This is a genomic window from Streptomyces javensis (genome assembly GCF_039525925.1).
GTDB lineage: Bacteria > Actinomycetota > Actinomycetes > Streptomycetales > Streptomycetaceae > Streptomyces > Streptomyces asiaticus.
On record NZ_BAAAIF010000008.1, the window covers coordinates 166,110 to 191,756 of the forward strand.

Sequence of the window (25,647 nt, forward strand, 5' to 3'; positions counted from 1 at the left end):
GAACGGATCCGCGGACGGCGGCTCAGATGGAGATCGCCTCCACATCGCAGTCCGCCCGGATGCCCCGGGCCGCCGCGACCGTCGCCGGGTGGTTGGCCGTCAGCACCCGGCGCAGCCGGCCGAGCGCGTCCTGGTGCAGCTCCTCCGCCCGCCTGCCCTCGCCCAGCGCGCGCAGGTCCCCCGACAGATTGACCGCACACGCGAGCGTGGTGGGATGGTCCGCACCGAGCCGGGACCGGCAGGCCGCCAGGGTCGTGGTGTCCAGGTCGTGGGCCTCCTGGTAGTCCGCGAGGGTGTAGTGGTCGCTGGCCATGTGGATGGCACAGGCCAGCGCCGTGGGGTGGTCGGCCGCCAGCCGCTCGACGAGCACCGGCAGCGTCTCCTTGTTCAGCGCCAGCGCCTCATCCGTCTCGCCCAGCAGCCGCAGCGTCACGGCGAGGTCGGTCGCCGCGCCCAGGGTCGCCGGATGCCGTTCCCCCAGCAGGACGCGCATCTCGTCGAGGCATTTCCGGCCCAGCTCACGGGCGCCCTCCAGATCGGCGGTCTGCCGCAGATCCATCGAGAGGGCCAGGGCCGTGATGGTGATGTGGAGGTTGGGCTCGGTGTAGCGCAGCCGGTAGCGCTCCAGCACCTCCCGGCTGAGGTCCAGGGCGCCCTCGTGGTCGCCCGCCTTGCGACGCGCCACGGCGAGGTTGCGCAGGGCGAAGACCCCGATGGGCGCGTTCGGCGGGAGCGATTGACGGGCGCGGGCGCAGGTCTGCTCCAGCATGTCGCGGGCGGCCAGGTAGTCCCCGCCCTCGCGGACGTCGATGCTGAGGTTGGCCTCCACCAGAATGGTGAGCAGGGCGTCCTCGCCGAGCACCAGACCGGCGGTGCGCCGGGCGCCCTCGTCCAGCTGCCGGGCGCGCTCGTAGTCCCCCACCGCCCGCAGTGCCAGGGCGTAGTCGTTCACCGCGCCGATGGAGTACGGGTCCTCGTCCCCGAAGAGCCGCAGGGTCCTGGTCCAGCGATCCTTCTCCAGCTCCACGTATCGCGCGTAGTCGCCCTGGTAGCGGGTGTCGACGGCGACCGCGCCCTGCGTCACCAGGGTGTTCTCGTGGTCGTCGCCGTCCTTGGCACGCTGGAGCTCCAGCGTCCGGCGGTTGAGCTCCCGGGCCTCCTTGAAGTGGCCGAGCACGGTCAGGGCATGGCCCAGGGTCCGGGAGACCGCCAGCGTCTCCGCACTGTCCTCACCGAGCGTTTCCACCCACTGCCGCCGCACCTGGTTGCCGAGCTCCAGCGCTCCCTCGTGGTCCCCCCAGATGAAGAGGAAGCGGACCAGGTTCCGCACCATCTGCCGCACCCATTTGTCGTCGCACTCCATCGCGCGCGACGCCCGGACATGGGAGAGGAGGTCGGCGTACCGCCCCCAGTTCGCGGGAGTCACGTCGTTGGGGTCGCCGACGGCCAGCAGCACATGGGCGCTGTGCCGCATGTCCGCCTGCTGCTGGGTGGACATCTGGCCGATCAGGACGGCCTGCACCAGCCGGTGCATCTCGATCGTGTTGCTGCGGTGATTGATCTTGATCAGGGCGTAGCGGTTGATCTCACGGATCGCGTGGCCGAGCCTGATGGGGTCCTGAAGCACCTCCGACAGCTCGGGCGAGAGCGACACCCCCCGCACACCGGAGAAGAGCCGCCGGGAGATCGGCTCGGGTGCGAAGAACGAGCACATCTGGAGGAGCTGGAGGGCACCGGGATGGGTTTCGGCCAGCCGCCGCAGCGACATGTTCCAGGCGGCGGCGACCGGTTCGGGGTAGTCCACCGGAACGCCCGCCGCCAGCAGTTCATTGCGGCGGGTGGAGACATCGGCCCGTTCGTCCTCGAAGACCTGGAGATACTCGTCGACCGGCATCCCCGTCTCGGTGAGCCACGCGGCCGCCTGCTCGATGGCCAGCGGAAGGTCCCCCAGGGCGTCGGCGACCCGGTCCGCCTGTTCGCGCGGCAGCTCCGGCCCCCGGCGGCGCAGCAGCTCGATGCTCTCCTCCCGCTCGAAGACGTCCACCTCGACGGTGCGGGCGGCGCGCGACCACTGGGCGTTCCTCGAGGTGACCAGGATCCGGCCCGGCCCGCCCGCGGGGAAGAACGGCCGAACCGTCTCCAGCTCCTCGGCGTTGTCGAAGACCAGCAGCCAGTTGCGGCACGGGCGTCCGGTGCGGAGCGCGTCGAGCACGCTGGGCACGGCCGTGTTGGCCTCCATGCCCGCGTGCAGCCCGAGCCGGTCGGCGAGCTGGACCAGCGCCTGGCGGATCTGCTCGGGGCGCTCCGCCGGGATCCACCACACCGCGTCGTAGTCGGCGGCGTGCTGATGGACGTACTCCAGGGCGATCTGTGACTTGCCCACCCCGCCGAGCCCGTGCAGGGCCTCGGGCAGCACGGCGGCGGTGCCCTCGCTCCTCAGCCGCTCGTGGAGGGTGTCGAGCAACGTCTGCCGCCCGGTGAAGTTGTTGTTCCGGGGCGGTACATTTCCCCAGATGGACGGGGGTTCCCCGGGCTGGCGCTCCTCCACGGTGGGCAGGGTCCGGGCAGCGGTCACGGACACGAATGTTCCTCTCAGATGCTCCCCCGCCGGACCCGGCGTGCCGTGCGCCGGCGGGGATGGTGAATCGTCGGCCTGGGACAGCGGGTCTGTTCGGGGAGTGGAGTCAGTCATGGCCGCAACCGCCTCGGAGACCACATATTTTCCCCTGTGTGACGCGTCTTCAACTGGATCGGGCGGGCTTTCCCCCGAGCGGGCGAGCGCCTTATGGGCCAGGACAAGGGCGCGAAAGGAGCGCGCACCTTCCAGGTAGGGCCCGGAAAGAGCCTGGTAGACCTGTTCCTGAAGGCGGATGTACGGCAGCAGGCGCTCCGTCCTCGGCAGGTCTCCCACCGAGCCCGAGGGGTGGTTGAGCAGATCGCGCAGCATCAGCAGCGGTTTCCAGCGGCGGCCCAGCCGGTCCAGGACGCTGCCGAGGATGTACAGCGACTCGTCCCGCATCCCGGCGGACAGCAGCAGTTCGCGCACCCCGTCGTGGAACTCGTAGCCGATACCCGTCTCGTCCAGCGGGTCGGCGGTCCCCACCTTGCGCAGCAACCCGCCCAGCAGGACCTCGGCCAGATCGCCCGGGCTGCCCTGGGGCTGGTGGATGCCCTGCACGAACTCCATGACGGGAATGTTCAACGGGGCGGCGGCCAGCCGGGACGCCAGGCGGAAGGCGCTCGGCGAGGCGGTGGCGCGGAACCGGAAGACGCGGTCCCAGGCGTTCGGTTCCGGTTCGGGGTCCCATTGTTCGGCGGGCGCTCCGGGCAGCAGCGCCATCGTGTCCTCGCCGCGCGCCGACGGGCGGGCCACCAGCCGCGCCCAGTTGGCCATCCACCGCGCGTCCAGCTCCAGCACCGGGACCGGCGGCGCGCCGCCCGGCCAGGCACCGCCGTCCGCCCGCCGCCAGGTCCCGTTGGGCGCGCCCGGTTCGGGCACCCGCACCCGTACCCGTTCCGGCGCCACGCCGGTGTGGTGCCAGCGGCCCTGGCGTAATACGTGCAGCACCGCGACCGACGCGTGCCGCGCCCAGCAGGCCAACGCGCGCTGGGCGCTCTCGTCGGCCCAGGCCGCGCCGATGCCGTCGGTCAGTACCAGCACCGTCCGCTTGCCGCGCGGCTCCATCCCGGCCACCGGTGACCGGTCCCCGGCGGGTAACGGACGGTCGGTGTTCACCCGGTGCACCCGCACGTCCCGGAAGGCGCCGGTGCGTCGCAACACGGTGACCAGATGCGCGGCCGTCCGCCGCCACACCACCATCGAACTGCCGCGGTCCACCACCAGGACGGCGTCCATCCAGCGCTCGCGCACGGGCACCAGGTCGGGCACCCACAGCCCCTCGCGCGCCGCGCGCTCGGCCGTGGCCTCCTCGTCGACCTCCGTCTCCACCGGCGAGGGAGTGGTGCGCTTGAGCGGCCGCAGCGCCCGGGACAGGGCGCGCTCGGGCAGCGGCGGCCCGTCGGCGGACGGCCGGCGCGCGGGCACGAAGACCTCCGCGACGGTCGCCGGCTCCGCCTCGCCGGGCGGCGCGGAGACGCCGACCAGCTCCGCGGGAAGCGGCGGTTCCGACACCGCGGGCGCCCCCTCGGGGCCGGCGGCGGGGCGCTCCCCCCGCCGGTCCTGCCGCGGCTCGTCCGACGGCTCGTCACCCGGCGGCGGGGCGTCCGCCTCCGGTGTCCCGGGGAGGGGGCCGGGGGCCGGCGGTCCGGGGCCGCGGTCCGTCTCGGCCTTGCAGACCGCCAGCCACAGGGCGTCGGCGAGCTGCCGCCAGTCGAGGTCCCGTGGGCCCGGCCCGGCGGACCTGCCGCCTGGGTCGTGTGTCATGTCGAGCCCGCTGCGCTGTCCAGCCGGTGCCAGACGGCCCGCAGTAGCTCCTCCCACTCGGGCCCCGGAACATGCGACTGGGACGTCACCAGATACACCGCGTTGAGCAACTGATCCGCGGCCAGGCCGCCTTCGCGCTCGCTGCGCTCGACGAACATCTGGATCAGCTCCCGAGCACGCGGATCGTCGGCCCGCCCCAGATGCGCGGCCACGATCGCGGCGAGCCGGTCCGCGCCCGGGTCGGGCAGCCGCAGCTGGAGACAGCGCCGCAGGAACGCGGGCGGGAACTCCCGCTCGCCGTTGCTGGTGATGACGACGACGGGGAAGGCGCGGCAGCGCACCCGCCCCGAGGCGATGACGGTACCGCGCTCCGGGTCGTCGGTGAGGACCGATACGGCCGGGCGGCGTCTGCGGATGCGCACCAGCTCCGGGATGGAGTACTCGCCGGCCTCGAAGATGTCGAGGAGGTCATTGGGCAGATCGATATCGCTCTTGTCGAATTCGTCGATGAGCAGGACGCGCGGCAGGCGGTGCGGGAGCATCGCCGTGCCCAGCGGCCCGAGTTGGAGGAAGTCGCCGATGTCCTCCGGTCCGGGTTCGCGGCTGTCCCCCTCCGACGCCTGGCCGGCCGCGGCGGCGTGCACACGGCCGACGGCATCGTAGCCGTAAAGCCCGGACCGCAGGGTCGAACGCGTGGTGATCGGCCAGCGCAGCACCCGGCCCAGGCCCAACTCCCGGCTGATGCGGTACGCCAGTGTGGACTTGCCGGTGCCCGGGCGGCCGGTCACCAGAAGGGGACGCCTGAGGATCAGCGCCGCGTTGACGAGATCCGCCTCCTCCGGGTCGGAGCGCACACCCAGGGGGGTCGCGCCCAGCCGCCGGGCGGTGTCCAGCTCGTCCTCCGGCGGCGCCGGGGGCTCGGTCGGGGCGTCGTCCGCGTCCGATAACGCGCCGGACCTGCCGTTGCCCCCGACCGGGCAGGCCGAGACCCCGCCGAAGGCGCGCCACGGGGGCGGCGGCGGAAGGATCTCCTCCAGGCTCACATCGTGGAGCGGGCGCCCGGTGCCCTGGTAGATCCACCAGGGGCGCGGTATCCCGGACGGCAGGGCGGCCGAGGCGGAACCGGAATCCTGGTGGATCCGTCCGTTGTGGCGCCGCGCAGGCTCTTCGTCGCTCATCGACCACCCACCCCCTCGTCCGGCCCCGTCATGCGCCCTTGCGGTTCCACGGGACGGGTCGGGTCGTCCCAAACGAGCACCACATGTTGCCCCAGGTGATGCTCCCGCTCCGCGGAGTCGATCGTATGGGCGTCCAGACGTAACTCTGTCACGGCTTCGCGGAGCCGTGCCAGGTTCCCGCTGGCGTCGGCCTGTTTTTGTCCCAGCTGCTGGACGAAGCCGGGGTCCCGGGTCGCCCGGCCGTCCCAGGCGACCACCGGAATCCCGGCCCGCCAGGCGGTCAGCGCCTCCGAGGTGCCCTCGGGGGTGGTGCCCGGGGGCGAGGTCAGGACCAGGGCGACCACCCGCGGATCGGCCTTGAGCCGGGCCAGCAGCGCGGTGGGGTCGCCGGAGCGCGGGCTGTCCGGGTCCTCGCCGTCCACGACGAGCTGCTTGGCGCGCTCGGGCTGCTGGTCGAAGCGGTTCCAGCGGTGCTTCCACTCCCGGTGCCAGCGCCTGGTCCAGCTGCGCTCCAGGCTCCGCACGACCACCGGATGGTCCATGTACAGCGGGATGGGCAGCTCGCTGTCGAGCTCCAGACGCCAGCGGTGGACCGGCAGATTCAGGTCATCCGGGCCGAGCATGAACTCGATGTGGATCGCCCGGGCGTCGTCCCACTCCTCGGCCGCCTGGTAGACCAGCGTCTGGACCGCCCGCTCCGCGGTCTCCGCGGTGACCTGGGTGACCGGGCCGCGGACCGGATGCCAGCCGGTGGGGTCGTACTGGTGCCAGGACGAGAGCTCGTAAGCCCCGGCCTCCTCCCGCGGCAGCAGCCGGATCACCAGATAGGCGTCCACCGGACCGGCCGGGGCGGCATGCCCCACCTGCTGCCGCAGCGACCGCAGCTGGGGCGTCAGGCCCAGCTCCCGGGCCTGCTCATCGGCCCATTCGCGCAGCGCGTCGGCCCTCTGCAACGGCCGCGCCGCCGCCGCGAGGTACTCCACCAGGGCGAGCCCCGGCGGCACCCCTCCCGGCTGCGCGTTCATCCGGCTGAGCACTTCGAAGGCGTGCCAGGGGCCGGTGACCGCGGGGACGTCCTGCAAGGGGCCCGCCGCCGTACGGCACAACTGGCCCAGCTGCTCGATCTCCAGCTCCTCGAGCAGCGGCCGCAGCTTCGCGATGGCGGTCTCGGGCAGCGCCGGACGGGCCGTCATCTGCTCCATGACCGAGTCGAGCCGCTTGATCGCGTCCTGGTCCGCCGCCGCCATCACCGCGAGGGACGCGCGTAGCGCGTGCATGATCCGCACGTTTTCCAGGCATTCGCGGGCCAGCTCCACCAGGAAGTAGTCGGTCACCCGATGGGCGCGCACGGGGACGCTGGTCATCTCCAGCTCCATGGCGACCAGATCCAGACACAGCGTGCGCAGATCCGGATCCGTCAGACAGCGGAACTCCTTCAACGCCGTGACCAGGCTGCCCACCGATTTCAGGCCACCTTCCCCCATGGCCGCCATGCCGTGCCCTCCCCCGAGGCCGCATCATCGGTCCCCGCCGCCGATGATCCCGCCGGAGACCCTGCCACACGCGGGTGCCACCCGCCGGGACTCCGGGACAACTTGTATGCCCCGGGAGCCTCTCGTGACACCCATGGCGAGTATGTCGGTGGCACCGTCCGCCGCGCCCGGGGCGGGCCCCGCCACGGCCGGGACACCCCCCGGCGGTGGACCGGGGAGCCCGCGGCGGGGGCGACCGCGAGGCGGAGGGCCACCCTCCTCAGGGGCCCACCTGGACGGTTCCGCCGCGCTCGCGCGGGGCACGCCGTACCGGGGCGGCCCGGAGCGGGTGCGGGGGAGGGCGACCCCGGGCCCTCATCCGCGGGGGTGGAAGGGTGAGGAGGGTCACTCCAATCCGAGTTCCTCGACGCGCCGGGCGAGTTCGGCGGCCGCCGGATCGTCCGGCGCGAACACCGCGACCACCTCCACCAGCTCGCCCATCGCCCGCCGCGCCTCGCAGACGCGCAGCAGGGACAGGGCCTCCGCGCGGCTCGCCGACTGACGGCCCACCGCGGTGCCGACGGTGGGCAGCTCGTCGAGCAGCTGCTGCCAGCGCGCGGGGGAGGTCATCCCCGGCACGGCCAGCAGGGTGTCCGCGAGTACGCCGAGGTCACGGATGGTCAGCCTGCGGCGCCGGGGGGTCTCGGGCGGTGCGCCGGTGGCGGGGGACCGCGTGCCGGTGGCCGGGGACCGCGCACTGGTGGCGAGCGATCGGGCCGTCGCCGTGGCGTCCGCCGCTACCGGGATCCGGCCGATCAGTTCGAAGGCGAAGGCGGCCGCGTTCCGGGAGGCCACCGGCTGCCAGCGCTCGTCATGTGCCTCGCCCTTGTCGTCCAGCAGATCCGAGATGCCGCGGATCACCAGCGCGTCCAGCTGCCGATTGGCATACGCGCCGGCGAGGAAGCCGAAGCCCTCCATGTCCACCGCGAGCGCGTCACCCGCACCGGCCGCGAGCCTGAGCCCGACGTCCGAGCGGTGGTGCGCCACCACCCGGCCGCCCGCCGCCAGGGGCCTCACATGGGCGCGGGGGCGCGGCGCTCCGTCCCCGGGGCGGACGCGCGGCTGCCAGGCGTCGCCCGCCGCCACCAGCCGGGCCAGCTGCACCAGCCCGTACGCGGACTGATAGGTCTTCTGCCGGGGCAGGAACCCCGATTCGGTGTCCTTGCCGGTCTCGTAGTCGTACACCGCGTCGGCGGCCACCACATCGCCCAGCGCGACATCCTTGACGCCGCCCGCCACCCCGACGAACAGCACCGCGCGGGGCGCGAAGAGCGCCGCCGCGCGCTCGACCGAGGCAGCGGCGCCCGGATTCCCGGGGCCCGTCATATGGATGGCGACCGTCCGCTCCGCGGATCCCTCGCGGAACGCGCCCAGCTCGAACAGGGCGCCCCGCTCCGCCTGGAGCGGACGCGGATCCTCCAGATGGGCCCGGACCGCCCGGTACTCGACCTCCAGCGCGGTCAGGACCACCACATCGGCCCGCGCCGTACCCCCATCGCCCTCAGCGCCCACGGATCCCCCCTAGGACGGCCTCTGCCGACACCTTACGGACCGGACGCACCCCATGGGTGTCGATGGCACCCCTCGGGTGTCGACGCGTCACGGCCGGCGCAGGTCCGCGTACAGCACGATCTGCACCGCCAGCACGATGACCACCGCCACCTCCGCCACCGACACCGCCAGCAGCACCGCCCGCACCGGCTCTGACGTCCAGTACACGATCAGCGCGGCGATCGGTGCCACCGTGAACAGCAGCAGATCCGCCGCGAGTTGCAGCCGCTTGCGGGAGATCCGGCGGCCGTCGTCGCGGTGGGCCCGCTCCCAGCCGAACACCGGTGGCCGGCCCGGGGCGAGCGCCGTCAGCCGGGGCCCCAGATCCTCCCGGACGTACCGTCCGATGGCCGATATCTTCTCGTCGTTGACCAGATACGCCCAGCCCAGCAGCGCCGACGCCGGGGGCAGCAGCAACAGCAGCTCCGGGCGCCCATGGCTCTGGAGGGAAAAGGTGATGATGGCCGCCATCGCGGCCAGCGTCGCGTAGAGCAGATTGTCGCGGAACCCGATCCGTGCCCGCTGCTCCTCCTTCACCTGCTCGTACTCCAGGATCAGCAGCCTCCCCGTGACCGCCCCGCTCTCGGCGCTGTCGTCTCGCGTCACCGTGCCCCCTCCGCGGCCCATGACCGGCTCCGGTATGACCGGCCCCCCTGGAGACTGTTTCCGCCGCTAGGCCCGGTCCATTCCGTACGCCCGCAACTTCCGGTACAACGTGGCCCGGCCGATGCCCAGGGACTCGGCCGCGCGCGCCTTGTTGTCCCCGTGCCGGCGCAGCGCCTCCAGGATGGCGGTGCGCTCCGCCCGTTCGATACCGCTCAGCCGGCGGGTGGCCGGTGGCACCCGCAGTCCGTACGGCAGCTCCTCGCGCCGCACCGGCCCGGTGGCGCGGCGGCGCTCGGCCACCTCCCGTACGACATGGGCGAGTTCGGCCACATTGCCCGGCCAGGTGTGCTGCTCCAGCGCCCGGCGCGCATCCAGGCTCCAGGTGAGCGGGGGGCGTCCGGGGGAGGGGCGCCGGGCGAGGCCCGCCAGCAGGTCCGGGATGTCCTCGACGCGTTCGCGCAGCGGCGGCAGCGTCACCGACCGGGCCGCGAGGATGTCCAGCAGCCGGCTCAGACACGGGCCGGTGGGCGCGCCCGGGGTGTGGGTCGCCACCAGCGGCACCGCGGGCCGCTCCGCCAGCAGCGACAGCAGCTCCGCCACCTCGGGCTGGCCCAGCCGCTCGGCGTGGCGCAGGAGCAGCGGCGGCGCGCCGCCGTATCCCTCCGACTCCGGGAGCTCCGCGAGCGCCTGACACCAGCGCGGGACCTCGCCGGGCACCTGCTCGGCGGCGTCGACGACACGCGGTGCGGGCGTGTCCCGCGGACCGAGCAGGGCGCGGGCCAGCGCGGTCTTGCCCACACCCGGCTCGCCGATCAGCAGCAGTGGCTCCGCGGCCCGTGCCAGCTCCGTCGCCCGGGAGACGGCCAGCCGCCAGGGCCGGGACGTGCCGACGAGCCCCGGGAGCCGGTCATGGCCCCGGCGCTCCGCCGACCGCGCCCGCCGGGCGGCCGTGCACACCGTGGCCACGGCCCCGATGACCTCGCCGTCGTGCACCAGACGCGTCATCCTTACGGCGAGCCCGGTGCCGTCCGGGTCCGGTACGGCGATCTCATCCTCCGGTACGGGGATCTCGCCGTCCGGTACGGCGATCTCCTCCGGTGCGCGCTCCTCCGGCGACGGCGACGGGCCCGGTCCCGTGTCCGGTCCCGTGTCCGGTCCCGTGTCCGCGTCCCTGAGGAGGGCCGTGGCGTGCCGCTCCAGCCGCGCCAGCGTCTCGTCCGAAAGCAGCCGCGCGGCCTCCGGGCTGACGAGGCGGCTGCTGCCGTCGAGCGCCACCACCGCCGCCCCCTCGGCCCGCTGCCGCAGATACGCGTCGAGCAGCACCCGCTCCGGCGGGCGCGCCCGGCCCAGCAGCTCCGTCTCGATCGCGTGCGCGGTGGCCTCGGCGAGCGCCGCGCCCGGGTGGGCGGTGCGGCCCTCGCCCAGCGGGGCCACCACGGTGATGGCGCCCGCCGGGCGGCCCGCCGTCGGCTCGTACAGCGGAACGCTGACCGCCGACACCTCCTGCCACAGGTCGAGGAAGTGCTCGGGGCCGTGGACCTCGGCCCGGCGCCCCGTGCGCAGCGCGAGCGCGGCGCTGTTGTGCCCGACCGCCTTCTCCGACAGGTCGAGACCGGCCATCCCGTCGGGCGCGGGCGTATCGGCGTAACGCCCGCCGCCCGACCACAGCGCCCGGCAGCGGGAGTCCACCAGCACCAGCCCCAGCGCACCGCTCAGCGTGGGCGCCGTACGGTCCAGCACGGGGCGCGCCGCGGCGAGCAGGAGTGAGTCCACCGGTGGCCGGACCCTGGGCGGGGCGGCCAGGTCGCGCGGTACGCCGAAGAAGCGCGCCCGCCGCCAGGCCTGGGCGAGGTCATCGGGGATCCCGTCGCCCGGTGGCCGTCCGCTGAAGAACCGGTCGCGCGCCCGGCGCAGCGATGCGAGGGCCGGGCCGGCGGGGGTGTCGTCGGTGGTCGTCACAGCCCCTCCACCGTATACGGCGGCACTGTTTCGAAATGAGACACCTCGGGGTCAGGGTTCTGGAACAAGATCATCGATGGTCGGTCGGCGATCACCGATCACTTCGGCTTCCCCCACGCCGGAGCCTCCCCGCAAGCGGGAGAGGTTGCCGCTCGGCCATGGCTGACACCCACCCCCCAGGCGTCCGGAGCCCACCCTGGGGCTCCATCATGGACGCGCCCCATCCCCAGAGAAACCGTTAGTGAGATGACTGCAATGCCCCTCGCACTGCTCCGGCGCATGCGCACCAAGCGTCCGGACCGCGGATCAGGACTCAAGATCCCCCTGCCCGTGGGTGCCGGAGCCTTCAGCTGCGAGGTCCTGGACCCCGTTGGCCAGGCCCTGGGCGGCGTGGAGGTCACCGTCACCGAGACGCGTGGTGCCGCCCGTACGGTGGCCAAGGCCACCACCGATCCGCATGGACTGTTCCTCGCCACGCTCGAACCGGGGCAGTACACGGTGCTGCTCACCGGAAGCGGTCTCCAGCCCAACCGCCTCACCGTCGACATCGCCCCCGGCCAGAGCGAACCTCCCCGCCGGGTGCAGATGGAGCCCTCCCAGCAGCTCGAACTCCCCCCGCCGGGCACCTGGCTCTTCGACCCGCCGCACACCGCGATCCGCTTCATCGCCCGCCACGTGGGCATGGCCAATGTGCACGGCCGCTTCACCCGCTTCCGGGGCGGCATCCACATCGCCGAGCGGATGGAGGACTCCCGCGTCGAGGTCGTCATCGACGCCTCCAGCATCAACACCGGCAACAACACCCGCGATGCCCACCTGCGCTCGGCCGACTTCCTCGACGTCGACAACTTCCCGGAGATCCACTTCGCCAGCAACCGCTTCACCTGGCGCAGCGGCCCCAAGTGGACCCTCCAGGGCCCGCTCACGATGCACGGGGTGAGCCGCTCGGTGACCCTGGACACCACGTACCTCGGTGCCGTCAACGGCGGCTATGAACAGGAACTGCGCTGCGCCGCCCTCGCCACGGCCGAACTCCACCGCGAGGACTACACGCTGAACTGGCGCAACATGCTCGCCCGCGGCATCGCCGTGGTCGGCCCCACGGTCAAGCTGGAACTCGACATCCAGGCGATGTACCGCAACCACGACACGCCGACGCCGCCGGAGTAGACGGCCACTCGGTTTGTTGCCGATGGGGGCGGGCCGCGGCCCGCCCCCATCGACGTGTCAGATCACCGGTAGAAGACGGCGACACCACCGTGATGCGAGCACGCGCCCTGGTGGTGGGCGGCGTAGGAGTAGGTGCCGTCGTTGCAGCGGGCCGTGGCCCCACTGCTCGAGCCGCCGGTGCTGCTGGACGACGAGCCGCCGGAGGACCCGCCGGATGACGACCCGCCGGATGATGTGCCGCCGGACGTCGCGCTGTCCCCACCGGTGGCGAAGGACGAGTCGTCCGCACGGCTCGGCTTCGGCTTGGGCGAAGCCTTCGGCTTCGCGGTGACGGTCTTGGTGACCGTCACGGTGGGCGCCGGTTCGGCCTTGTCCTTCACCCGGGCGGGCTTGGCCGTGACGGTGACCGTGACCTTGGGTGTGGGCTCGTCGCCGTCGGACGACTTCGTGTCGTCGCCCTGGGCCGACCCTATGCCGACTCCGGCGAAGAGCAGGACGGCCGCGACCGGGATGGCGACGCGCTTGCGTGCCCATCCGGGGCGTCTCGGTGCCGGTGATGGCTGGTTATTCCAGGACATGGTCCCCCCTTGAGTGATACGCGAGGAACCGACCTTAACCGCGCTGATTGAAAAGTGAAGAGTTTGTGTGTGCTCGGTGTTCATATTGTGATCCGGCGTCATAAGCCCGGGAGCACATAGATTTGGGCTGACCCACCGAACGACGAAGGCGGTAGATCCCATGAGCCTGTACGACATCCCCCTGCGCACCCTCACCGGCGAGCCGACCTCGCTCGGTGAGCACCGGGGTGCGGCGCTGCTGGTGGTCAATGTGGCGTCCAAGTGCGGTCTGACCCCGCAGTACGAGGGGCTCGAGCGGCTCCAGCAGCGCTATGCCGAGCGCGGGTTCACCGTGCTGGGGGTTCCGTGCAACCAGTTCGCGGGGCAGGAGCCGGGGACGAGCGAGGAGATCCAGACGTTCTGCTCGACGACCTACGGGGTGTCCTTCCCGCTGCTGGAGAAGATCGATGTCAACGGCGAGCAGCGGCATCCGCTCTACGCCGAGCTGACGGGGACGCCGGACGCGCAGGGCGAGGCGGGGGATGTGCAGTGGAACTTCGAGAAGTTCCTGATCTCGCCGGACGGTGAGGTCGTGGGCCGGTTCCGGCCGCGGACCGAGCCGGAGGCGGACGACGTCGTCGCGGCGATCGAGGCGCAGCTGCCCCGGTGAGATGAGGCGAGGGGAGCGGGGGGCGAGAGGCCGGAGGCCCCTCGCCCCCCGCCCGGTCAGCCGCGTTCCGCGGCGAACGCGGCCAGCCACGCCAGCGGCGCGTTCCAGTTGATCGCCACCTCGTTCGTGGAGTACGAGCCGATGTCGTCGATGTAGCACGCCGCGGGCGCGCAGCCCGGGAGCTTCTCCTGCGCCACCGGATCCTGGAGCCCCGAGTTCGCGCCGCCCGCGATCGACCCGGCGGGCGGGTTCGGCAGCGAGGCGTCATACTGACGCGCCCAGAAGCGGTGGTGCTGGTTCTGCGAGGCGCGCTCGCCGTAGCCGGTGACATACGACTGGCCGAGCGCGTTGCGGCCGAGCAGATAGTCCAGTGTCTCCAGTGCCCCGGTGCGGTACCGCCGCTGCTTGGTGAGCTCGTAGGCGACGGCCAGGACCGTCCCGTTGTTGGCCACCTGGCCGTTGGAGCCCCATACGTAGCCGTCCGCCGGCAGTGGCACCGCATAGCCCTGGCCCGCCATCGTGTTCAAGTGGGCATCGGCCGCGGACACCACGGAGGCGCGGACGCGGGCGAGGTCGGCGGCGGGCAGGCCGTTGGGGACGGTGGCCAGGACGAGCCGCCCGAGCGGCCCGGTGGCCTGCCAGCTGAAGCCGACCGGGTCGAACACATCGTTCGCGGTGTGATACGGCGAGGAGGTGACCGCGTCCCGGTACCGCGCCTCCCCGGTCGTCGCGTACAGCTCCGCCGCCGCCCAGTAGAACTCGTCGCCCACCTCGCTGTCGTCGTACGCCCCGCCGCCGGTGGAGTCGGAGGCGGGGGCGAGCACATCGGGGTTGGCCCGCGCGGCGGCCCAGGCGCGGCGCGCGGAGTCCAGGCAGCGGGCGGCGAAGGCGGCGTCGTACGGGGCGTAGACCCGGGCGCACTGCGCCGCCGCGGCGGCCAGATTGAGGGTGGCGGCGGTGGACGGCGCGTGCAGCTCACGCGGCTCGGCGTCCTGCTCCGGCCGGGTGGGCAGCCCGGTCCAGGCGGCGTCATGGACCTTGTGGAAGGCCATGCCCGCCCGCGGCTTGCCCTCCGGGATCTGCATGCGCATCAGGAACTCCAGCTCCCAGCGCGCCTCGTCGAGCACATCGGGGATCCCGTTGCCGCGCTCGGGGACGCGCAGCGTGGAGTCCCCGAGCGCGGCCGCGTGCCCCGCACGCTTCGCGCGCTCGAAGGAGTTGACCAGCTGCCAGACCGCGAGACCGCCGTTGACCACGTATTTGCCCTGGTCGCCAGCGTCGTACCAGCCGCCGCGCACATCCCGGGTGTAGTCGCACACCCCGCTGACGCAGGGCACGGCGGTGTCGCCCCGGTTGGGGGCGACACCCAGATGGCCCGCGGGGCGCGCGTAGGCCGCGCCGGCGAGCGAGGCGTCGATGGGGATACCGCTGCGCTGCTGGTAGAAGAAGGACATCGCGTCCGCGCGCAGCCCGTCGTAGAGGTTCGCGCGGAGGTCGAAGGGATGGCTGGTCCGCCCGTCCACGGTGAGTGTGTAGCCGGTGCCCGTCCCCTGGTACGAGGAGAAGTCCACCAGATGGGCCGACTGCCCGGAGGCGGCGTCCGCGCCCCGTACGGTGGTGGTGCCCGAGGCGGCTGTCCGCCCCGCGGCGTCGCGCAGTCGCCAGGGCAGGGCGGTGGTGCTCGCGCTGACGACGGTGGCGCGCTTGGGGCCGTCCGGCAGATATCCCAGCTGATTGACCTGGACGGCGGAGGGCGCGGCGGAGGCCGGGTGCGCGGCGGAGGCCGAGTGCGCGGCGGGGGAGTCGGCTCCGGCGGGCGCGGACTGGGCCGCGATCAGCAGCAGCGCACCGGTGAGCAGCGTGGTGGCGGCCCGCGCACCGCGTGGACGGCGTAACAGCGGACGGCGTAACAGGGGCAGGGACATGAGGGACCCTCCTGGGGAGTGGGAGGCATGGGAGCGCTCCCAATTTATGTAATGATGTGATCGCAGTGCGTCAAGGGACTGGACGGGTGCTTGGTCCATCCCGCCCCCTCTGTCACATCGCGCCCGGCCCATCCGTCAGCACGGTGTGGCCCGCGACGGTGTGGTCTGGACAAGGGGATGTGACCGATGAACGAGAACCACCTTCTGGCGGAGGGCTTCGAGGCCCACCGCGGCCATCTGCGCGCGGTGGCCTACCGCATGCTCGGCTCGCTGAGCGAGGCGGACGACGCCGTGCAGGAGGCATGGCTGAGGCTCAGCCGCTCCGACACCGGCGCGGTGGAGAACCTGGGCGGCTGGCTGACCACCGTCGTCGGCCGGGTCTGCCTGGACATGCTGCGCTCGCGCACCGCCCGGCGGGAGGAACCCCTGGGGGTGCACCTCCCCGACCCGGTGATCAGCCGTGCGAGCGGGCCCGGCCCCGAGGACCAGGCGCTGCTCGCCGACTCCGTCGGCCTCGCCCTGCTGGTCGTCCTGGAGACGCTGGCCCCCGCCGAACGGCTGGCCTTCGTACTGCACGATCTGTTCGCCGTGCCGTTCGACGAGATCGCCCCCATCGTCGACCGCACCCCGGCCGCCGCCCGTCAGCTCGCCAGCCGCGCCCGCCGCCGGGTGCGAGGCGCGGCCCCGGTCCCCGACGCGGACCTCGCCCGGCAGCGCGAGGTCGTGGGCGCCTTCCTCGCCGCCGCGCGCGAGGGCGACTTCGAGGGGCTGATCGCCGTGCTCGACCCGGATGTCGTGCTGCGCGCCGACTACGGCCCCGCGCCCGCCCTCGCCCCGCGCGAGGTGCATGGCGCCACGGCCGTGGCGGACCAGGCGCTCACCTTCTCCCGCCTCAGCGGCCCGGGCCTCCACGCCCGGCCCGCGCTCGTCAACGGGGCCGTGGGCGTGGTCAGTTCGCGGGACGGGCGGCCGTACTCGGTGCTGGCCTTCACGGTCGCGGACGGCAGGATCGTGGCGATCGACATCCTGGCCGACCCCGAGCGGCTGAGCGGGCTCGATCTGGCGGACCTGGACTGACGAACCTGGCGAACCTGGCGTGACGGGCCTGGAGCGACGGGCCTGGAGCGACGGGGCCTGGATCGATGGGCCTGGGCTGGCGGAAACAGCAAAGGCAGGGATGTAGTTCTCCCTGCCACTATCAACCTATAGCGCACCGGGGGGCTTGCGGCAAGACCCGGGGTGTGGGTCAGGATGGGCGGCCGATGCCAGGACCTGGGAAAACGGGGGTTTGCGATATGCGTGTGGTGTTGTCGTCGTGGGGGTCGCGCGGGGACGTCGAACCGCTGGCGGGACTCGCGGTGCGGTTGCGGGAGCTCGGTGCGGAGGCGCGGGTGTGCGCACCGCCGGACGAGGAGTTCGCGGCGCTGCTGGCCGGCGTCGGGGTGGAGCTGGTGCCGCTCGGCCCGACGGTGCGCTCGGTGGTGACCGGCGAGCGGCCGCCGTCGGCGGCGGCCGCGTTCCGGCTCGCGCCCGAGCTGGTCGCCGCGCGGTTCGACACCCTCGCCACCGCGGCCGAGGGATGCGATGTGCTGCTCGCGACCGGTCTGATGCCGGCCGGCGCCCGCTCGGTGGCCGACAAGCTGGGCATCCGCTATGTGTTCGCGTGTTTCCATCCGTTCGGGCTGCCCTCGCGGCACTTCCGACCGGGAAGGCGGCCCGGCACGCCGTCCCCGGAGGGGGAGACCGACCTCGAGGTGTTGTGGGAGCAGGACGCCCAGCGCGTGAACGAGCTGTACGGCGAGGCGGAGAACCGCCACCGGGCGGCGATCGGCCTGCCCCCGGTGGACAACGTACGCGACTACGTCTTCACCGACCGGGCGTTGCTGGCGGCGGACCCGGTCCTGGGCCCGTGGCAGGACATGACGGAACTCGACCTCGTACAGACCGGGGCGTGGATCCTGCCCGACGAACGCCCGCTCCCGGACGAGCTGGAGGCGTTCCTGGAGGCCGGTGAACCGCCGGTGTACGTGGGCTTCGGCAGCATGGCCATGCACACCTCGACCGACCTCGCCCGGGTGGCCGTCGAGGCGGTGCGCGCGCAGGGCCGCCGTGTGCTCCTCGCCCGTGGCTGGGCCGGACTGGCCCCGATCGACGACCGGGACGACTGCCTCGCGGTCGGCGAGGTCAACCATCAGGCGCTGTTCGGCCGGGTGGCCGCCGTCGTCCACCACGGTGGCGCGGGCACCACGACGACGGCCGCGAAGGCCGGTGCGCCTCAGGTGGTGGTCCCCCAGATCGCGGACCAGCCGCACTGGGCCGCCCGGGTGGCCGAGCTGGGCATCGGGGCGGCACACGACGGTCCGGCCCCGACCCTCGACTCCCTGTCGGCCGCGCTGAAGACCGCCCTGACCCCCGAGACCCGGGCACGGGCGAGGGCCGTGGCGGGCACGATGCGCACCGACGGGACGACGGTGGCCGCGAAGCTGCTCCTCGAGCCGGGGGCATCGGACGGTCAGGCGCGCAGGTAGGTGAGCACCGCGAGGACGCGTCGGTGACCGTGGCCGTCCAGCCGGAGGTCGAGCTTCTGGAGGATGGAGCTGACGTGCTTGTTGACCGCGGCCTCGGTGACATAGAGGTCGCGGGCGATCTCGGCGTTGGAGCGTCCCTCTGCCATGAGGGAGAGGACCTCGCGCTCCCGGGGCGTGAGCCGCCGCAGGGGGTCCTGGCGTCGGCGCAGCAGCTGGCGCACCACCTCGGGGTCCATGACCGTCGCCCCGGCGGCCACCTGCTCGACCGCGCTCGCGAAGTGGGTGACGGCGCTGACCCGGTCCTTGAGCAGATAGCCGATGCCGCTCTCGCTGCCCAGGTCGAGCAGGTGGGTGGCGTAGGACTGCTCGATGTACTGGCTGAGCACCAGAATGGGCAGGCCGGCGCGGTGGCCGCGCAGCGCGACCGCGGCGCGGAGGCCGTCGTCGGCGTTGCCCGGGGGCATCCGCACATCGGTGATGACGATGTCGGGGTCGTGCTCATGGGCCGCGGCGATCAGCGCGTCGGCGTCGCCGACGCCCGCCGACACCCGGTGGCCGAAGCGGGTGAGCACGCCGACCAGGCCGTCCCGCAACAGCGGTGAGTCTTCGGCGAGCACGATGTTCAGCGGCACGGGAGCTCCACGCGCAGCAGTGTAGGGCCACCCGCCGGGCTGGATATCCGCAGTCTGCCGTCGGCCGCGGCGACGCGGTCGGCCAGGCCGACAAGGCCGGTGCCCGCGGCCGGGTCCGCCCCGCCGACGCCGTTGTCCCGGACCGACAGCGTCAGGACGTCCGCGTCCAGCCGGGCGTGGACCTCGGCCCGGGTGGCCCGGCTGTGCTTGGTGGCGTTGGCCAGGGCCTCGGCGACGACGAAGTACCCCGTGCTCTCCACGGTCGCGGGCAGGCGGTACGGAAGCCGGATGTCGACGGCGACGGGGAGGGCGGAGCGGGTGGTGAGGTTGTCCACGGCCGCGGCGAGGCCCTGGTCGGTGAGGGCCTTGGGGTGCACACCCCGGCTGAGTTCACGCAACTCGTCCACGGCGAGGGTGACTTCGCCCTGGGCCAGCGCGAGCTGCCGGGCCACCGGCGAGCCCGGCTCCGCGTCGAGACCGGCCAGGCCGAGCATGACGTTGATGGAGACCAGCCGCTGCTGGGCGCCGTCGTGCAGGTCCCGCTCGATCCGTCGCCGCTCCGCGTCGAAGGCGTCCACCAGACGCGCCCGGGAGGCCCGGACCTCGGTGAGCTCCCGGCCCAGTTCACCGTCGCGCGGCGCCAGGATCAGCCGGGTCAGCGCGGCACGGGCGCCGGCCCAGGCGGTGATGGTGTACGGCGCGGCCGGCAGCAGACACAGTCCGATGACCAGCCACGGCCAGGCGCTGGGGTCATCCATGGGCGACGTCATGAGCAGGGGTGGCAGGCCGAGGGCGAACGCCAGGACGAGCAGATCCATCCACCACAGGGCGGTCATCGACACCGCCGTGAAGCTCAGCTCCCGCCAGGTCGCGGGCTCCCGCAGCCGGGTCTCCAGCCACCCGCGCAGCCCGGGGCGTTCCGGGGCCCGGTGCGGATCCGGCGCCGGGTCCAGGTCGACCAGCCGCAGCCGGTGGCGTTCGATCCGGGTGACGACGATGCCGGACAGCGCCACGGCGAGGAGGAGAACGGCCCCCACCCCCACGATCAGCGACACCAGTCCCGCCGCGGCCATGATCAGCAGCGTGACCATGGCGATCGCGCCGAAGACGACTCCGGAGAGCAGATAGGCCAGCGCCCGCCAGGGCCAGGCCGAGACCAGGAACCCCAACGGACGCTGAGCGAGAGCCTGCCAGGCTGTTCGAGAAGGCACCCGCAGAAGATATGCGAGCCGCCCGTCCCCGGTCGGTAGTGCGCGCACTACCCCTGATCTCGTACGCACACCAATGCGCGCCCGCTCCGCTCCCGGTGGGATGAGCGCCATGCCGATCCCCAGCTACAAACGTCTCTTTCACCTGGCCATCGCCCTGCTCATCGCCTCGACGGCGTTGTGGTGCCCGGCGGCCGCGCACGCCACCACCCCAACCCACCCCACGCTGAACGCCGCCTCGATCGACGCCTACGTCAACGCCTATATGGAGCGGACCGATCTGCCGGGCGCCGTGGTGGCGGTCACCCGGGGCGACAAGGTGGTCCACGCGGCCGGATACGGGCACACCGCGGCCGGGAAGGCCATGACCGCGCGGACGCCGGTGCCCGTGGCCTCGCTCTCCAAGTCCATGACCGCCCTGGCCGTCATGCGCCTGGTCGAGGAGGGCCGAGTCGACCTGGACCAGCCGGCCCATCGCTATCTGCCCGAGTTCACGATGGCCGACCGGCGGGCCGAGAAGATCACCGTACGGCAGCTGCTGAACCAGACATCGGGCATGGCCGACTCCGCCTACCCCGACCTCACCCGGCCCCAGGCACACACCCTCACCGAGGCGGTCGCGGACATGCGCGGCGCCCGGCTCGCCGCGGAGCCGGGCACCGAGTGGAGCTACCACAACCCCAACTACTTCGTCGCCGCACGGCTGGTCGAGGTCGTCAGCGGGCGGCCCTTCGCGGACTACCTGGCCACCCAGGTGTTCCGGCCCCTGGGCATGACCCGCACCGAGTCCGTCGACTCCACCGATGACATGCCCGACCACGCCCGGGGCTACGTCCGCGCCTACGGCATGATGTTCCCGCGCTCCCACCCCCGCTGGTTCACGGCCGGCGGCCACGGCGTCGTCACCACGGCGGACGACCTCTCCCGGTGGCTGGTCGCCCAGAACAACCAGGGTGTGTCCGCGGCGGGGCGGCGCGTCGTCTCGGCCCGGAGCATCGAGGTCATGCACACCCCGCCGAAGGGCCGCGAGTACGCGATGGGCTGGTCCCTGAGCCCGTCCGGGGAGGAGCCCCGGCAGATCCGGCACACCGGGGAACTCCTGACCCACAACGCCATCCAGACGCTGCTGCCCGACAGCCGGACCGGCATCGCGATCGTGGCCAACACCGGCATGATCTCCGGGGACGACGCCGCCGTCATGCTCGACGGACTGGTCGACCTGGCCCAGGGCAAGTCCCCGACGGTGCGGACTCCGTTCACGATGAAGGCCGACTACGTCCTCGCGGCGCTGACCCTGCTGGCGATCGCGCTGGGTGTGCTCGGGGCCGTACGGGCACGCCGCTGGGCACGGCGTACCGCGGGCCGGCCGCTGTGGCGAGTGGGCTTGCGCATGCTGCCCTGCGCCGTCCCCATCGTCCTCTTCGCCCAGCTCACCAATCTGGTGGGCCTGTTCATGCACCGCGAGGGAACCCTGGCTCAGCTCAGCTATGTCTGGCCCGCCCTCGTCATCTGGTCGGCGGCCGCCGCCCTGGCGGCCGCCGTGGTGATCACCGCACGGTCGCTCGCCGTGCTCCGGGCCCGGAGGACCCGTGTTCTGGCGGCGTCCGGCGCCCAGGACGAGCGGGTGGACGCAGAGCAGGTATTCGTCAGTGCGGCCCGCCGGGGAAAGTGACTGAATCAACGCGCCCGGACCTCTTTCCGGACGCACCGCTCTGGTTCCGATGCGGTTTCGGCTGGCCATCACCGCCTGACGGCTCGGTGGCGCTGCGAGGCGTGCAGCCGGGGGGGGTCGGGAACGGCGACGAAGTCGGGCGACCTACGCGGCCACCGGGGGGTCCTCGCCGTCTGCCGAGGGCGGCTGTTCGTCGGGCTGGGGCTTCTCCGGCACTTTGAAACGCCGCCACGCGTCGCGTGCGCGCCCGGCGGAGTCGATCACGTCCGGGACCTGGTCGAGCAACCCCTTCACGGAGAAGAGGAAGATCGCTGCCACGCCAGCGATGGCGAGAATAAGGAGGACTGCGCCGTCCACCGATCCCTACCTTCCCTGTCATGGGTCGGATCGGGCGCGCAGGCAACCTCGATCCAAACCCTTTCGGTTTGGGTCGAGACACCCGCGCTGACGCACAAAAGCGCAAATGTTCTCAGGCAGACTGACAAGCATCAGCCTGTTGGAGCGGGTAGAGCAGTGCTAACGTCGTCTCGTTTCAGGCTTGGCGTGCGTCTGGCCGTGAGCTGGCCCCGCAAGCACAACGAGTGCGTCAGCAGAGGGGCCAGCGTTGCGCAGGACATCCTCTGGGGATCCAACAGAGGTCTTTCCACCTCTGAATACGTCCACTTTAGCGCACCACGCTAAGGAGGGTGTCAAGGCACAACTGAGCCCCACCCCAATTGGGACCGGGGTGGGGCTCAGGCGCTGGTCAGGCGGAGTCCGGTTTTCCCAGGAGGAGTTCGTCACCGGCGGGGAAGCGCGCCGCGCCCCCTTCCTCCCAGATGACCACGACGGCTAACCCGCCCATCGGCCCCTGGGCGGTCGACGCCTGCTTGACCGTGCGCCACTCGCCGTCGTAGCCGATCACGTCACCCGGGCCGATCAGGGCAGCGCACTTGGTGGGCAGGCTTAACCGTTCTTGTCGGCGGGCCTGATGCGGTCCAAAGGGGCTTCCCACTCAAGGCCACCTCCCCTCGGTCGCATGAACGCTGTTTGGCTGAACAGCTTTCCGGTGCCCTTGACGCGCTCCTCGATCACGCCTTGCAGCTCGCCCGTCTGACCGGTCTCGGCGTCTTCGACGAGTGTGCCCTTTGGATACGGCAGATCGCCGTGGCTGAGCACCGTCGGCAGCTTCTGTTCTGTCTGTGTCATGATCCCTTGTCCCACCTGGGCATATATGGCTCACACAAGAGAACTGCCGCCGTGCAAAGCGAACTTGCACACCTCTTGCACAAGGCGCAAGCGCGTGAGTGCTGAGAGTGAGAAGATGGATCAGAGGTAACGGCAGTCGAGCGGGGAAGACGCACACCATGAGCGTGACCAAGATTCCCGGACCCGGTGCGAATGTGGCCGTTTGTCGCAAGGCGCGCGGCTTCAGCCAGGTTGCCCTTGCCCGGCGTGCTGGCGTGTCGGTTTCGCTGCTCAGCAAGATCGAGGTAGGCGACCGCGCGCTGACCCAGGGCATTGCCGCCGCTCTCGCTCATGCCATGGGCTTGACGCTGGATGAGCTGCTGGGCACAACCCCCGTAGAGCGCGCCGACGAGAACAGCCTTGCTGCCCTCAATTACGCCATTCGGCGGTTCGACATCCCCGACACGCCGCCGTCACACCCCGAGGACCTTCCTCGAGAACTGGCCGAACTGAACGAGCACCGGTACCGGACCGAGCTGTCGGCGGTGTTGCAGAAGCTCCCCAGTTTGCTGGCCAACGCGACCAACTACGCGCACGCCACCCAGTCGCCCGACGCCTGGACGCGTGTCGCCGACACGTATTCGGTTGTCTACTGGCTGGCCGCCCGGTACCGCTGGATGCATCTCGCCGAACTGGCCGTGATGAAACAGCGGTTGGCTGTTGAGCGTGCTCACCCGGTGGCGGCCACGGTGGCGGCGCGTGATGAGGCCGGAACCTTCCTCAACTCCGGTGACTTCGCTGGCGGGCTGGCCATCGTGGACCGCGCCATCGTTGAGGCCGAGTCCACCCTTGAGGGGCGCGACCGCGCGTTCGGTCTGGGCATTTTGCACCTTCGCGGTCTGACGCTGGCCGGTCGGCTCAAGGACAAGGCCGCTGCCGAGGAGCACATCAGGGCGGCTTGGCAGACGGCCGAGGAGTACGGCGAGGACGCCGACGAGCATGGCATTCACTTCGGTCCGGACCAGACGGCCACCCATGTCGTCTCGACGTTCTCCGACATGGACCAGCATCGCCGCGCGCTGGACACTGCCGCCGACCTGATCCGGGGCGGCACTGACCTGCCCGCTACCCGCATCGGCCCCCTGCACATGAACCTGGGCCGCTCACACCTCGCACTCGGTGACCGTGACTCCGCCCTCGCCTCACTTGAGGATGCGTGGGAGATCGCCCCGGAGATGGCCCGTGTCCATCCGACCAGCCAAGAGCTGATGCGTGTGCTCACGTCGCTGCACCGACGCAGCAACCCGAGGCTTACGCGGCTGGCCAAGCGCGCTGGCGTGCCCTTCTGAGGTCAACCGTCATCGAGAGCAGGGACCCACTCCGGTACTCCCGTTAAGCTGGCGTTGAGTTGGCTTTACGTCAGTTGCTGTGAACCCGGGGGGCTGAAGATGGCGGACACCACAGACGACGATGACGGCATCCCTGAGTCCGGGATCTCTGGTGGGATGGTGCACCGTTCGGTGGTGCAGTCGGGCGTCATCAGCAACATCCACATCGGAAGTGTCAATAGCGGGCATGTTTATCAGGCTTCTCGCGATCTAAGCCTTCCCGAACGGCGACAGAAGTTCCACTTCGACTTCCTGAACCACACGCTGAAGCAGGCAGAGTGGACGTTCCGCCTGAGCGTGTTGTTCATGACTGGCGGCTCCTTAATCATCCTTGCGGGGGGAGTGCTGGCGCTGGTTCACGCCGGTAACCCTGACCTCAGCTACCTGCCGTTGGTGACGAGCCTGACGGGTGCACTGATCACGGTCGGCGGCGGTGCGCTGGCGCTCCACTCGAAGCGAACCATGGCCAACCTGACGAAGGCGGCCGAGGACAACGAGAAGAAGATCGACATCGATCACAAGCTCGAAATCGCGACGACGTTCATCGACCGGGTTGCAGACTCGAAGCAAAGGGACGATCTCAACTCTGCTGCCGCCATGAAAGCACTCGGCATGGACGCGGCCCCGGAAATGATGGTCAACCGGCTGCTTCCGGAGCAGCCGAAGAAGGAGATAGAGTCGGGCGGCTCGACGAACTGAAGGCCCAGGACGGCGCCTTCGGGGGCTTGTGCTGGCGGGACCCGGGCCAGGGCCGTGGGGGCAGGATGCGCACCGACGGGACGACGGTGGCGGCGAAGCTGCTGCTCGCCGCCGGGGCGTCGGATGGTCAGGCGTGGTCCCCGAGGGGCCGATAGGTGGCGATGATGACGCCGCTGTCCGTGGGGGTCGCGTCGGCGAGACCGAACGCGATGGGACCGAAGCCGTCGGCGAACAGGCGGCGCCCGGCGCCCAGGACGAGCGGGTGGACGCAGAGCAGGTATTCGTCGATGAGGCCCAGCGGGGAAAGTGACTGGATCAACGCGCCGCTGCCCATGATGTGGAGGTCGTCGCCCGGGGTCCTCCTGAGTTCGGCGGCCGCCGCGGGGATGTCGCCGCTGAGCAGTGTGGAATTGGGCCACGGGAGGGGCTCGGCCAGGGTGTTGGACGCGACGTACTTGGGGGCGTTGTTGAGGGCGTCGCGGAACGGGCTGTCCTGGGTGTTCCAGTGGCCCAGCACGTCCTGGTAGGTGCGGCGCCCCAGGAGATACCCACTGCTCGCGGCCAGCCGCCGCCCCCACGCCCTCCCGACGGCCTCGTCCCCGTCCCGCTCGGCGGCCCAGCCGCCGAGGGCGAACCCGCCACGAGTGTCCTCATCGGCCCGTCCGGGCCCTTGCATGACCCCGTCCAGGGTGACGTGGCTGATAACGACGATCCTCATGGCACTCCCGCCTCGCGGTTTCGCTTCTTCGTCCGGTGTCTGTCCATGACTCCGGACCACGGCGAAACTCATCGGCTCCGGCCGGCCCGAGAGGCTGGGCGGG

At 71.9% G+C, this 25,647-nt stretch carries 21 protein-coding genes; 7 read left to right on the forward strand and 14 right to left on the reverse strand.

Annotated features, from left to right (window positions below; translation table 11 throughout):
• Positions 1-22 precede the first annotated feature (22 nt).
• The 6 genes from fxsT to ABD329_RS10670 form a co-directional block, all read right to left on the reverse strand.
• Positions 23-4,384: an FxSxx-COOH system tetratricopeptide repeat protein gene (gene fxsT / locus ABD329_RS10645; RefSeq protein ID WP_344316267.1), complete on the reverse strand. Its 4,362-nt coding sequence runs from the start codon at positions 4,382-4,384 to the stop codon at positions 23-25.
• On the reverse strand, positions 4,381-5,562 hold the full coding sequence (locus ABD329_RS10650) for an AAA family ATPase (protein ID WP_198281969.1): 1,182 nt from the start codon (positions 5,560-5,562) through the stop codon (positions 4,381-4,383). The genes fxsT and ABD329_RS10650 overlap by 4 nt, the downstream gene beginning before the upstream one ends.
• On the reverse strand, positions 5,559-7,022 hold the full coding sequence (locus ABD329_RS10655; RefSeq protein WP_309142961.1) for a VMAP-C domain-containing protein: 1,464 nt from the start codon (positions 7,020-7,022) through the stop codon (positions 5,559-5,561). Before ABD329_RS10655 ends, ABD329_RS10650 begins: the two co-directional genes overlap by 4 nt.
• A 417-nt stretch (positions 7,023-7,439) precedes the next feature.
• Positions 7,440-8,606: a phosphorylase family protein gene (locus tag ABD329_RS10660; protein ID WP_198277613.1), complete on the reverse strand. Its 1,167-nt coding sequence runs from the start codon at positions 8,604-8,606 to the stop codon at positions 7,440-7,442.
• Positions 8,607-8,693: 87 nt separating this feature from the next.
• A complete protein-coding gene (locus ABD329_RS10665) occupies positions 8,694-9,251 on the reverse strand; it encodes a hypothetical protein (protein ID WP_309142740.1) in 558 nt (185 codons plus the stop codon).
• 66 nt (positions 9,252-9,317) lie between these two features.
• The gene (locus ABD329_RS10670) at positions 9,318-11,210 is read right to left on the reverse strand and encodes a sigma-54-dependent Fis family transcriptional regulator (RefSeq protein WP_344316268.1); all 1,893 of its coding nucleotides are present in this window, start codon (positions 11,208-11,210) and stop codon (positions 9,318-9,320) included.
• 255 nt (positions 11,211-11,465) lie between these two features.
• On the opposite strand from ABD329_RS10670, the gene ABD329_RS10675 reads away from it, so the two are divergent.
• Entirely contained in the window at positions 11,466-12,380 is a 915-nt protein-coding gene (locus tag ABD329_RS10675) for a YceI family protein (protein ID WP_198277628.1), read from the forward strand.
• A 62-nt stretch (positions 12,381-12,442) separates the two neighbouring features.
• Here ABD329_RS10675 and ABD329_RS10680 read toward each other — a convergent pair whose 3' ends face one another.
• Entirely contained in the window at positions 12,443-12,958 is a 516-nt protein-coding gene (locus ABD329_RS10680) for a DUF3761 domain-containing protein (protein ID WP_198277616.1), read from the reverse strand.
• A 160-nt stretch (positions 12,959-13,118) separates the two neighbouring features.
• On the opposite strand from ABD329_RS10680, the gene ABD329_RS10685 reads away from it, so the two are divergent.
• Positions 13,119-13,607, forward strand: a complete 489-nt coding sequence (locus ABD329_RS10685; RefSeq protein ID WP_198277617.1) for a glutathione peroxidase — start codon at positions 13,119-13,121, stop codon at positions 13,605-13,607.
• A gap of 56 nt (positions 13,608-13,663) precedes the next feature.
• Here ABD329_RS10685 and ABD329_RS10690 read toward each other — a convergent pair whose 3' ends face one another.
• Positions 13,664-15,532, reverse strand: coding sequence for a glycoside hydrolase family 9 protein (locus ABD329_RS10690; RefSeq protein ID WP_198277618.1), 1,869 nt, complete (start codon positions 15,530-15,532; stop codon positions 13,664-13,666).
• A gap of 186 nt (positions 15,533-15,718) precedes the next feature.
• Here ABD329_RS10690 and sigJ point away from each other — a divergent pair, with 186 nt between their 5' ends.
• Both sigJ and ABD329_RS10700 read left to right on the forward strand, forming a co-directional pair.
• Entirely contained in the window at positions 15,719-16,609 is an 891-nt protein-coding gene (sigJ, locus tag ABD329_RS10695) for an RNA polymerase sigma factor SigJ (protein WP_198277619.1), read from the forward strand.
• Positions 16,610-16,827: 218 nt separating this feature from the next.
• Positions 16,828-18,060, forward strand: a complete 1,233-nt coding sequence (locus tag ABD329_RS10700) for a glycosyltransferase (RefSeq protein WP_198277620.1) — start codon at positions 16,828-16,830, stop codon at positions 18,058-18,060.
• Here the strand turns inward: ABD329_RS10700 and ABD329_RS10705 are convergent.
• Complete coding sequence (locus tag ABD329_RS10705; protein ID WP_344316270.1) at positions 18,045-18,692, reverse strand: response regulator; 648 nt, start codon at positions 18,690-18,692, stop codon at positions 18,045-18,047. The genes ABD329_RS10700 and ABD329_RS10705 overlap by 16 nt on opposite strands.
• On the reverse strand, positions 18,683-19,903 hold the full coding sequence (locus tag ABD329_RS10710) for a sensor histidine kinase (RefSeq protein ID WP_198277622.1): 1,221 nt from the start codon (positions 19,901-19,903) through the stop codon (positions 18,683-18,685). Before ABD329_RS10710 ends, ABD329_RS10705 begins: the two co-directional genes overlap by 10 nt.
• Positions 19,904-20,012: 109 nt before the next feature.
• Here ABD329_RS10710 and ABD329_RS10715 point away from each other — a divergent pair, with 109 nt between their 5' ends.
• The gene (locus ABD329_RS10715; RefSeq protein ID WP_198277623.1) at positions 20,013-21,572 is read left to right on the forward strand and encodes a serine hydrolase domain-containing protein; all 1,560 of its coding nucleotides are present in this window, start codon (positions 20,013-20,015) and stop codon (positions 21,570-21,572) included.
• Positions 21,573-21,716: 144 nt separating this feature from the next.
• Here the strand turns inward: ABD329_RS10715 and ABD329_RS10720 are convergent, their stop codons facing one another.
• The 3 genes from ABD329_RS10720 to ABD329_RS10730 all read right to left on the reverse strand — a co-directional run bounded on the left by ABD329_RS10720 (position 21,717) and on the right by ABD329_RS10730 (position 22,760).
• Entirely contained in the window at positions 21,717-21,929 is a 213-nt protein-coding gene (locus ABD329_RS10720) for a hypothetical protein (protein ID WP_198277624.1), read from the reverse strand.
• A gap of 388 nt (positions 21,930-22,317) precedes the next feature.
• Positions 22,318-22,476: a hypothetical protein gene (locus ABD329_RS10725; protein WP_246618511.1), complete on the reverse strand. Its 159-nt coding sequence runs from the start codon at positions 22,474-22,476 to the stop codon at positions 22,318-22,320.
• 41 nt (positions 22,477-22,517) lie between these two features.
• A complete protein-coding gene (locus tag ABD329_RS10730) occupies positions 22,518-22,760 on the reverse strand; it encodes a hypothetical protein (protein WP_093467041.1) in 243 nt (80 codons plus the stop codon).
• Positions 22,761-22,918: 158 nt separating this feature from the next.
• Here ABD329_RS10730 and ABD329_RS10735 point away from each other — a divergent pair, with 158 nt between their 5' ends.
• Both ABD329_RS10735 and ABD329_RS10740 read left to right on the forward strand, forming a co-directional pair.
• Positions 22,919-24,088, forward strand: coding sequence for a helix-turn-helix domain-containing protein (locus tag ABD329_RS10735; protein WP_198277626.1), 1,170 nt, complete (start codon positions 22,919-22,921; stop codon positions 24,086-24,088).
• Positions 24,089-24,187: 99 nt separating this feature from the next.
• Positions 24,188-24,826, forward strand: coding sequence for a TRADD-N-associated membrane domain-containing protein (locus ABD329_RS10740; protein WP_246618512.1), 639 nt, complete (start codon positions 24,188-24,190; stop codon positions 24,824-24,826).
• A 127-nt stretch (positions 24,827-24,953) separates the two neighbouring features.
• On the opposite strand, the gene ABD329_RS10745 is transcribed toward ABD329_RS10740, so the two are convergent.
• Positions 24,954-25,544: a dihydrofolate reductase family protein gene (locus tag ABD329_RS10745; RefSeq protein ID WP_198277627.1), complete on the reverse strand. Its 591-nt coding sequence runs from the start codon at positions 25,542-25,544 to the stop codon at positions 24,954-24,956.
• Positions 25,545-25,647: the final 103 nt, after the last annotated feature.

What these genes read in the sequence shown, in the direction of transcription:
- ABD329_RS10715 (WP_198277623.1), top strand. Translation starts at nt 20,013, where the DNA reads ATGCCGATCCCCAGCTACAAACGTCTCTTTCACCTGGCCATCGCCCTG.
- ABD329_RS10685 (WP_198277617.1), top strand. Translation starts at nt 13,119, where the DNA reads ATGAGCCTGTACGACATCCCCCTGCGCACCCTCACCGGCGAGCCGACC.
- ABD329_RS10745 (WP_198277627.1), bottom strand. Translation starts at nt 25,544, where the DNA reads ATGAGGATCGTCGTTATCAGCCACGTCACCCTGGACGGGGTCATGCAA.
- ABD329_RS10735 (WP_198277626.1), top strand. Translation starts at nt 22,919, where the DNA reads ATGAGCGTGACCAAGATTCCCGGACCCGGTGCGAATGTGGCCGTTTGT.
- ABD329_RS10650 (WP_198281969.1), bottom strand. Translation starts at nt 5,562, where the DNA reads ATGAGCGACGAAGAGCCTGCGCGGCGCCACAACGGACGGATCCACCAG.
- ABD329_RS10700 (WP_198277620.1), top strand. Translation starts at nt 16,828, where the DNA reads ATGCGTGTGGTGTTGTCGTCGTGGGGGTCGCGCGGGGACGTCGAACCG.
- ABD329_RS10680 (WP_198277616.1), bottom strand. Translation starts at nt 12,958, where the DNA reads ATGTCCTGGAATAACCAGCCATCACCGGCACCGAGACGCCCCGGATGG.
- ABD329_RS10730 (WP_093467041.1), bottom strand. Translation starts at nt 22,760, where the DNA reads ATGACACAGACAGAACAGAAGCTGCCGACGGTGCTCAGCCACGGCGAT.
- ABD329_RS10690 (WP_198277618.1), bottom strand. Translation starts at nt 15,532, where the DNA reads ATGTCCCTGCCCCTGTTACGCCGTCCGCTGTTACGCCGTCCACGCGGT.
- ABD329_RS10740 (WP_246618512.1), top strand. Translation starts at nt 24,188, where the DNA reads ATGGCGGACACCACAGACGACGATGACGGCATCCCTGAGTCCGGGATC.
- fxsT (WP_344316267.1), bottom strand. Translation starts at nt 4,384, where the DNA reads ATGACACACGACCCAGGCGGCAGGTCCGCCGGGCCGGGCCCACGGGAC.
- ABD329_RS10675 (WP_198277628.1), top strand. Translation starts at nt 11,466, where the DNA reads ATGCCCCTCGCACTGCTCCGGCGCATGCGCACCAAGCGTCCGGACCGC.
- sigJ (WP_198277619.1), top strand. Translation starts at nt 15,719, where the DNA reads ATGAACGAGAACCACCTTCTGGCGGAGGGCTTCGAGGCCCACCGCGGC.